The sequence below is a fragment of the Pyrobaculum sp. genome (assembly GCF_049971835.1).
Classification (GTDB): Archaea; Thermoproteota; Thermoprotei; order Thermoproteales; family Thermoproteaceae; genus Pyrobaculum.
In genome coordinates this window covers 1-7084 of sequence record NZ_JBMFKV010000106.1, presented here as the reverse complement: position 1 = coordinate 7084, position 7084 = coordinate 1, and the positions used below count along the sequence as shown (strand labels likewise).

General features: G+C 51.5%; 11 protein-coding genes. 7 read left to right on the top strand and 4 right to left on the bottom strand.

What is annotated here, in order from left to right:
• Window positions 1–60 precede the first annotated feature (60 nt).
• Together ACP5J3_RS09375 and ACP5J3_RS09370 are read left to right on the top strand one after the other, a co-directional pair.
• Window positions 61–1116: a PaRep2b protein gene (locus ACP5J3_RS09375; RefSeq protein ID WP_428495446.1), complete on the top strand. Its 1056-nt coding sequence runs from the start codon at window positions 61–63 to the stop codon at window positions 1114–1116.
• A 57-nt stretch (window positions 1117–1173) separates the two neighbouring features.
• The gene (locus ACP5J3_RS09370; RefSeq protein WP_148682786.1) at window positions 1174–1602 is read left to right on the top strand and encodes a hypothetical protein; all 429 of its coding nucleotides are present in this window, start codon (window positions 1174–1176) and stop codon (window positions 1600–1602) included.
• On the opposite strand, the gene ACP5J3_RS09365 is transcribed toward ACP5J3_RS09370, so the two are convergent.
• From ACP5J3_RS09365 to ACP5J3_RS09355, 3 genes are read right to left on the bottom strand one after another with little or no spacing between them, the layout of a single operon-like run.
• The gene (locus ACP5J3_RS09365; protein WP_428495445.1) at window positions 1599–2315 is read right to left on the bottom strand and encodes a 30S ribosomal protein S4e; all 717 of its coding nucleotides are present in this window, start codon (window positions 2313–2315) and stop codon (window positions 1599–1601) included. The genes ACP5J3_RS09370 and ACP5J3_RS09365 overlap by 4 nt on opposite strands.
• Window positions 2316–2319: 4 nt before the next feature.
• A complete protein-coding gene (gene rplX / locus ACP5J3_RS09360; RefSeq protein ID WP_428495444.1) occupies window positions 2320–2688 on the bottom strand; it encodes a 50S ribosomal protein L24 in 369 nt (122 codons plus the stop codon).
• Window positions 2689–2731: 43 nt separating this feature from the next.
• Entirely contained in the window at window positions 2732–2854 is a 123-nt protein-coding gene (locus ACP5J3_RS09355) for a hypothetical protein (protein WP_428495443.1), read from the bottom strand.
• 45 nt (window positions 2855–2899) lie between these two features.
• Between ACP5J3_RS09355 and ACP5J3_RS09350 the strand changes: the two genes are divergently transcribed.
• The 3 genes from ACP5J3_RS09350 to ACP5J3_RS09340 are packed head-to-tail and all read left to right on the top strand — an operon-like array spanning window position 2900 to window position 4673.
• The gene (locus ACP5J3_RS09350) at window positions 2900–4177 is read left to right on the top strand and encodes an MBL fold metallo-hydrolase (RefSeq protein ID WP_428495442.1); all 1278 of its coding nucleotides are present in this window, start codon (window positions 2900–2902) and stop codon (window positions 4175–4177) included.
• 25 nt (window positions 4178–4202) lie between these two features.
• Window positions 4203–4355, top strand: a complete 153-nt coding sequence (locus tag ACP5J3_RS09345) for a hypothetical protein (RefSeq protein WP_428495441.1) — start codon at window positions 4203–4205, stop codon at window positions 4353–4355.
• A 3-nt stretch (window positions 4356–4358) separates the two neighbouring features.
• Entirely contained in the window at window positions 4359–4673 is a 315-nt protein-coding gene (locus ACP5J3_RS09340; protein ID WP_428495448.1) for a hypothetical protein, read from the top strand.
• Here the strand turns inward: ACP5J3_RS09340 and ACP5J3_RS09335 are convergent.
• A complete protein-coding gene (locus ACP5J3_RS09335; protein ID WP_263244062.1) occupies window positions 4648–5154 on the bottom strand; it encodes a hypothetical protein in 507 nt (168 codons plus the stop codon). The genes ACP5J3_RS09340 and ACP5J3_RS09335 overlap by 26 nt on opposite strands.
• 46 nt (window positions 5155–5200) lie before the next feature.
• On the opposite strand from ACP5J3_RS09335, the gene ACP5J3_RS09330 reads away from it, so the two are divergent.
• Entirely contained in the window at window positions 5201–5638 is a 438-nt protein-coding gene (locus tag ACP5J3_RS09330) for an NUDIX hydrolase (protein WP_428495440.1), read from the top strand.
• Between the two features lie 104 nt (window positions 5639–5742).
• The coding region (locus ACP5J3_RS09325; protein ID WP_428495447.1) for a thiamine pyrophosphate-binding protein at window positions 5743–7084 on the top strand (1342 nt) is incomplete at its 3' end.

Genomic DNA, 7084 nt, shown 5'->3' with positions numbered 1-7084 from the left:
TTGCCAGCTTAACTGCACCCACCACGAGGCCCCTATCCACGACACGCTCCGCCGCGCCGCGTGTTGCCTCTGTGCACGAGCCGGCGCCTCCACAGATCATACACTCTAAACGCAGAACCCCTAGGCGCAGTCGAGGAGAGCCACTCCACAAAAACCTCTAGAGCCGTATCTAGCGGCTGCGACGAGTGGCGTATAGATGTCTCAACAAACGCCCCTGCCGCGGAGTCTGTGCACGAAGAGGTTAGAAAAGCCGTGGTGGAGTTCCTAAGGCAGTGCAGAGACGCTGGCGCTCTCAAAGAAAAGGCGTTCAGCCGCCTCGCCGCGAAGTTTGAGAGAGGCGTGCCTGAGTGGGAAGACATGAGATTCTCCGTGACGCTGACAAAAGACGGCGCAGTAGAGGTGGTATACAGACCCAGAGACCCCCAGTCCTTCGGCAAGGCGGTGGAGCTTCTGCGGGGTTTGGGGCTGAGGGACGTTTGCGAAGGCGATTGGTGCATAGTACACTTCACGGCGAGGGAGCCGGGCGTGGGTGAGAAGGGCTACGTGCGCATTACCGTAGACGGCCTTAGGTATATCGGCTGGCTCGCCCTACACGGAGAGGGCGATGTGAGGGAGAGGGCGCAGTGGCTGAAGCAAGCGCTCCTAAAGGAAGCCGAGAGGAGGGGAGAAGAGGTGCGCCAGCGTTTGGAGCAGTACTTTAGGGAAGGCGAGCAGTGGGGCTCTGTGAGGCCGCCTATTGAAAAAGAAGTTGACGTAGATGGCAGACGGATGAGGGTGCGTGTCGAGGAGGTGGAGGCTTGGAGAGAGAAAAGCAAGAAGGCGGAGCACCTAGTCGTCAGGATAAAGGCAAAGGTGTTTGAAGGGAACAGCGAAGTAGCGGTAGAGAAGGAGGCTAGGTTTTTCAAAAGCGGCGGCAGGATCTACGGCTATGTAAATATCGCCGAGGAGGAGCGCGAAGCCGACTACCTAAGGACCGCGGCTGTGCTCAAGGCCCTGGCGATAGAGAAGTGGAAACTACCCAGACAAAAAGGAGAACTCAAACAGATACAACTCACCGGCGGCGCACTAGATGCGTTGATACGCCTAGAGCCAGTGCACAGAGCAGTCACGAGATGACGCCCCGCCAGCCGCACCAGTGTTGATATTTAAAAAGGGGGGAGAGTGGTAAAGTACATGCGTATTGAGAGAACCGGCCAACCAGTTTCAAAACTCCTCCAACTTCTTGAAGAGGACTTGAAACGCGACGATATTATATACGCCGAGAGAGTCCCAGCCCCAAAGCCAGGTGAAAAGTATAGGGAGGTTGTCTCTAGATTTCTTAAAGAGTTCGGCATAGCCACCGTCTACATCAAGGTTAGGAGCCCTGTCTTCGAGAGGCGTTATGTAGTGAGTGCGAAATACGACTGGGCGGTGGGTGGGGTCGTGGAGGGCTGGGTTGTCGAGGGTGGCGTTGTGAAAATATACGAGCCGATAGCAATAAGTATTTCAGATATGGAGAAGGCGCTGGATTACTACGGCGATGCCTTCTGGAAGGCTGAGGAGAGGTTGCTGTCTAAGAAGATGGCTGAGGCTTATACCGAGGAGAAGCCGCCTGCCGACTAGGGAGATATTTTCACTACCGGCGACTCCGCACCTACCGCCATTACGTATCCGAGAATTGTCCTCCTAACCTCGTCGCCTCTCTTTATGGCAACTACCGACTGCCTCCGTTTTAGTGTCCAGACGATTTCATGTAGTACGCCGGCGAAGCCTACGTTGCTACCGTGGATTGCAAGCACATTAACGCCGAGTTTCAGCGGTATATGCATCTTTATACTTTTGTTCTGTAAATCGTACAGCACAGAGTCAAAGGTCTTTATCTGTCTCCCCAGCTCCGGAGTAGTGATGAGGTTCCTCCCGTCGTGGAAGTGTAGCTGTAGCTTGCCGCCTTTTACGGCCGTTTTGCCCTCTACTCTCAGCAATTTCAAAGAGGCCTCTTCAGAGTGTATTGGGAGGAGACTGTAGTACTTCTCTGAATCTGGCACCACTCTGTACACCTCGCCAGTCGGCACAATCTCCACCACGTCCATGAGGCCCACCGGGAATTTGTAGTCTCTCCTCACCACCCCGTCAACTTTTACATAGCCCCGAGATATTATATACCTCGCCTCTCGCATAGTCTTGGCATATTTCAACACGTCTCTAATAACCATCGCCAAAGGTAGTGAATAGGCTAGGCTGTGGGGCCCCGGCGACGGCCTTACAGCCCATACGCCGCCAGCCTTTCTCGGTATAGGCCACCAATACGGAGCCAGCGACTTTCTTAGATGTACCATAGCCCTACTTCTTTCTCCTCTCTATTATTTTTTGCCTAGCCTTGTCTGATGTGTCGACCTCCACTATCATCACCTTGCTTGGGTGTATGGGGTAGTAAACAGTCTGCCCCTTGCTGTTGGTCCTAGTGGCGCCCTCTACATATATACGGATCCTCTTGGTATCAACCTTGACAACTTTACCTCTTACACCTTTGAAATCGCCTCTTAAAATCAACACAGTGTCCCCGCGCCTCACCGGCAGTCTCTTCACACCTAGCTTCTTAGCCAGCTCGGGCGACAGCTTTGCGTTGAATAACTTACGCCGCAGATGGAGCGGAGCCTCGTATAGACTAAGCCGTTGTTTTCTAGGTTGCGCAGATGTGGTGAATGGCATGGGCCGCTGTAGGCGCTTGGTATATAAATTTTACCCGTGCCCGCTACTTCCTCTGCCTCTCCGAGAGCAAGCGGTTGATCTCCTCCAGGTGGGTAAGTAGCCGCCGGTTTATTTCAAGCAACCTATTGAGGCGCTTCTCCACCTCCTCCATATACTCCTCTTTCATCTTGATATTAAGGTTTTTATTTGAAAATTATGGCGTCTGCCGGTTATGAAGATGCGGTTTCTTGGCGGGGCTGGTGAGGTTGGGAGACTCGCTGTGTTGATCAAAGCGGCGTCTAATGGTATTTTGTTAGACTACGGCGTTTCTTTTGACGCAAATGATAGACCAGTCTTCCCCCTCCACGTCCGTCCCAAAGATCTCACGGCAACTTTCCTAAGCCACGCCCATCTTGACCACAGCGGGGGGCTCCCATCTCTTTATGTGTCTACCAAAACCCCACTGTACTCCACCCCACTCACGATGGAGCTGAGCGACTTGATGTACGCCGACGCCATAAAGCTGTCAGGCTACTACCTCCCATATACCCTGGATGAGGTTAGGGAGACCATGTCAAGCGCCATACCCCTCACCTATGGAGAGCCGGTGGAAATAGGACGAGACGCAGTTGTAACTGCTTACAACGCTGGACACATCCCGGGTAGCGCCATGGCTGTAATCGAGGTGGAGGGGAGGGTTGTGGTGTTTACTGGAGATTTTAACACTGTGGATACCAACATGCTCAGGGGCGCAGATGTTTACAACTTGCCCCGGCGCCCCGACGTTGTTATTATGGAGGCCACGTACGCGTCGACGAATCACCCGCCGCGGGAAAAGTTAGAGGAAGAGTTTACACGTTCTGTTAAGGAGGTGTTGGAAGGCGGCGGGTCTGTGTTAATACCCTCCTTCGCCCTCGGTAGGGCGCAGGAGATTTTGCTTACCCTTGTTAAACACGGTGTAGACAGCTATCCAATTTACGTAGATGGGTTGGCTAGGCAAATTAACCAGATTGTAGGTAGGTATCCGCACTTACTAAGAGATCCGGGGCTTTACAAAAAAGCTCTTGAGATCTCTATCGAAGTGCCTAACACATACGTGAGAAAGGGAGCCATGGAGGAGCCCTCCGTAATAATTACTCCAGCTGGTATGTTGAAGGGAGGCGCCGCGCTTTTCTATTTTAAGAAACTCGCCCAGAATAGGAAAAACGGGATATTTCTCCCGTCTTTCCAGGCGCCCAACACGCCGGGCTTCCAGATACTGAGCAAAGGCTACGCGGTTGTCGACAGCAGTACTGTAAAAGTAGAGGCGAGGCTTGAGTGGTTTGACTTCAGCGCACACGCCGGCAGGAGGGAGATCGAAGCATTTATAAAACGGTTTGCACCTGACACAAAAATCATACTGGTGCACACCGACCCGTCAACATCAGCTCCGCTGGTAAGTAAACTAGCAGAAGAAGGCTTCGACAACATATACCTGCCCACGGCCCCAGGCGAAGAAGTCTCTCTGTAGTAGGTTAAAATCTGGTATTGCTATCGTGAAGATATTACTGAGGAAGATGGACGACACGCTTATACCCGAATACGTGGAAATCCCTCCAAAGGCACTCAGTAAGAAGAGGATCAATCTAGAGGACGTGGTTATCCTCCTAGACGACGTAGATGATATAAAATATCTAGGTCATCTGTAGGTGATGTGCGACTTGTTTTGGAAGATATATGAAATGGGAATTCCCGTGGTTGTGGGGCCCTCCCATTTGGCGAGAGCTCTCGGTTGCCCAACGCCTTGTGACTGCGACGTCGTGATTCACATCCGCGACGCCGTCCACGTCGGCGAGAAAAAATGTGTGTGGCTTAGCACAGACTCTACATTTATACATAGACATATATGGGTCGGGGGCTACCCCCACGTGTCTATTGAAGACATGAAAAAAATCGTGTCTCCAGAAATCTCAGAGACGGTAGACTGTATAGTAAATAGGCTTAGAAATGAACCTCGTGGACTTTAAGCCTTTTTCCATCTTCTGACGGAACTATTACAGTTATTTTATAGGCATCTCCGAAGTATATACCGCTTAAATCCTCGCCGAGGTGAAATTCTCCGTCGAGCGAGTGAACGACGCACTTCTCGCAGTTAAGCTTTACGTACTCCAAGACATCTTTCAGAGCTTTTATAAGCTCTTTAGGTGTTCCTTTCACTGCGAACATTACACTCCCGTGGTTGCTGTGGAGGTGCGGATGAACATGTGCATCGTATGTATGTGCTATGTGGTCAAGTAATTTAGCCACCTCTCGCGTGAATTCATTTTCTTCAAAGTCGTGGACGTGGTGGTGATGGTGGTGGTGCTCTTCCTCCTCTAAGTCATCCTCTCCCGAATAGACTAGTGTGAGGTTTATAACCAACTCCATAGGCACACCAGAGGAGATCCTATCCAGATCGGATTCTAGCCTCTTCCACTCCTCTATACCCAGTTTGATTTTGCTAAACACCTCCCATGGTCCGGCACCTATTTAAAAAATTAAGCTCTGAAAGCTAGTGAAGAGGTGCATAGTCGCAAGTGGAGTTCTGATAGAGAGAGGAAGAGTATTAATGATTAGGCATAGACGTCTGGGCGTATATATATACCCGGGGGGTCATGTTGAGCCTCACGAGACGCCTCTTGAAGCTCTTAAGAGAGAGTTTCAGGAGGAGACAGGTCTCGTCGTTGAGCCCGTGGGTCTTCTCCACGGTATAAAAGACGATAACGTGATAGAGAGGCCGCTACCCCTCGTTGTGCTTGAGGAGGTAGTGAAATACCCAAGGGAGAGTCATATACATTTCGATTTGGTGTATCTAGTTCGCAGAGTCGGCGGCGTATTGAAGGAGGGCGTGTGGATAGACGTGAACAAAATAGACGAGATAGAGACATACCCAAACGTGCGCCAAGTCGTTAGACTAGCCTCAGAGGCAATATATAGATTGGGTAATGTTTAAATAGCCTCCTTTTCATCTCTATCAATGTCGGGGGTATCGGGGCTTACAATGGGGATTCGAAACGTGTTGTAGATAAACTCGTCGAGACGTTCAAGCTATATAAAATCACACACGTATTAGGGATACCAGGAGGTTCTATTATGGCGCTCTACGATGCGTTGTACGGACAAGAAATAGAGTATGTACTTTTCCGCCATGAACAAGGTGCTATGCATGCCGCAGAGGGCTACGCCAGGGTTTCGGGAAAGCCGGCGGTTGTCGCCGTGACAAGCGGACCTGGGGCCACCAACGTAGTAACTGGATTAACCGACGCCTATATGGATTCAGTGCCTCTAGTTGCCATAACAGGCCAAGTCCCCACTGGCATCTTTGGGCGGGACGGGTTCCAAGAAACCGATATATTGGGTGTGGTGACGCCTATAACTAAATTTGTATACCAGGTCAAAAAGCCGTCTGAGGCGACTCCGGCTTTCAAAACTGCATATGAAATTTCCATAATGGGGAGGCCCGGCCCCACTCTTATCGACTTGCCGAGAGACATCCAGCTGGCAGGCGCCACGGATAACGAGGAGAGGATAGTTGTGAATAGGGAGAAGTTCCTGCCGCCCCCGCTAGACGAGGCTAAGATAAGGCTCGCCGCTAAGTACCTAATGGAGGCTAGAAGACCTGTGATTTTAGTAGGAGGCGGCCTCTTGTGGTCTGGGGCAACCGCCGAGGTCCTGGAGCTGTCCAAGATGCTGAACGCGCCTATCGTGTCTACTCTGCCGGGCAAGGCCGCGGTTCCCCACGACTATCCCCTATATATGGGCCCCGCCGGGATGCACGGCCGGGCCGAGGCAGATGCGGCCTTGGCAAATGCAGATGTTATACTAGCCGTGGGGACGAGGTTTAGCGACAGGACGTGGGGGAGGTTTAAGGAGTTGAATGAGTCCATCAAGAGCGGGAGGGTGAGACTTATCCATATAGATATCGACAAGAGCGAAATTGGGAAAAATGTCAAGCCGACCGTGGGCATAGTGGGTGACGCAAAGGAGGCTCTTCGAAAGCTTATAGATATCATACACGTCGAATCGATAAACAATACTAAATATATTTCATGGCTATTGAATATACGTAAAATGTATGAAGACGCCATGTCGAGGATTGCTGAATCTACTAAGATATTCCACCCGTGGAAAGTCCTCAAGGTGCTCCGAAACGCGGCTCCTAGGAACACGGTGGCGGTGACCGGCGTTGGTTCGCACCAGATGTGGGCTGAAATAGCTTGGGACGTCTACGAGCCCGGGACGTTCATAACGTCGGCAGGTCTCGGAACTATGGGCTTTGGAATTCCCGCGGCTCTTGGAGCCAAGCTGGCCGATCCCAATAGGCCTGTGTTGTGTATAGACGGCGATGGTTCGTTCCAGATGACTATGAACAACCTAGCCCTTGTACGGGACTACAACC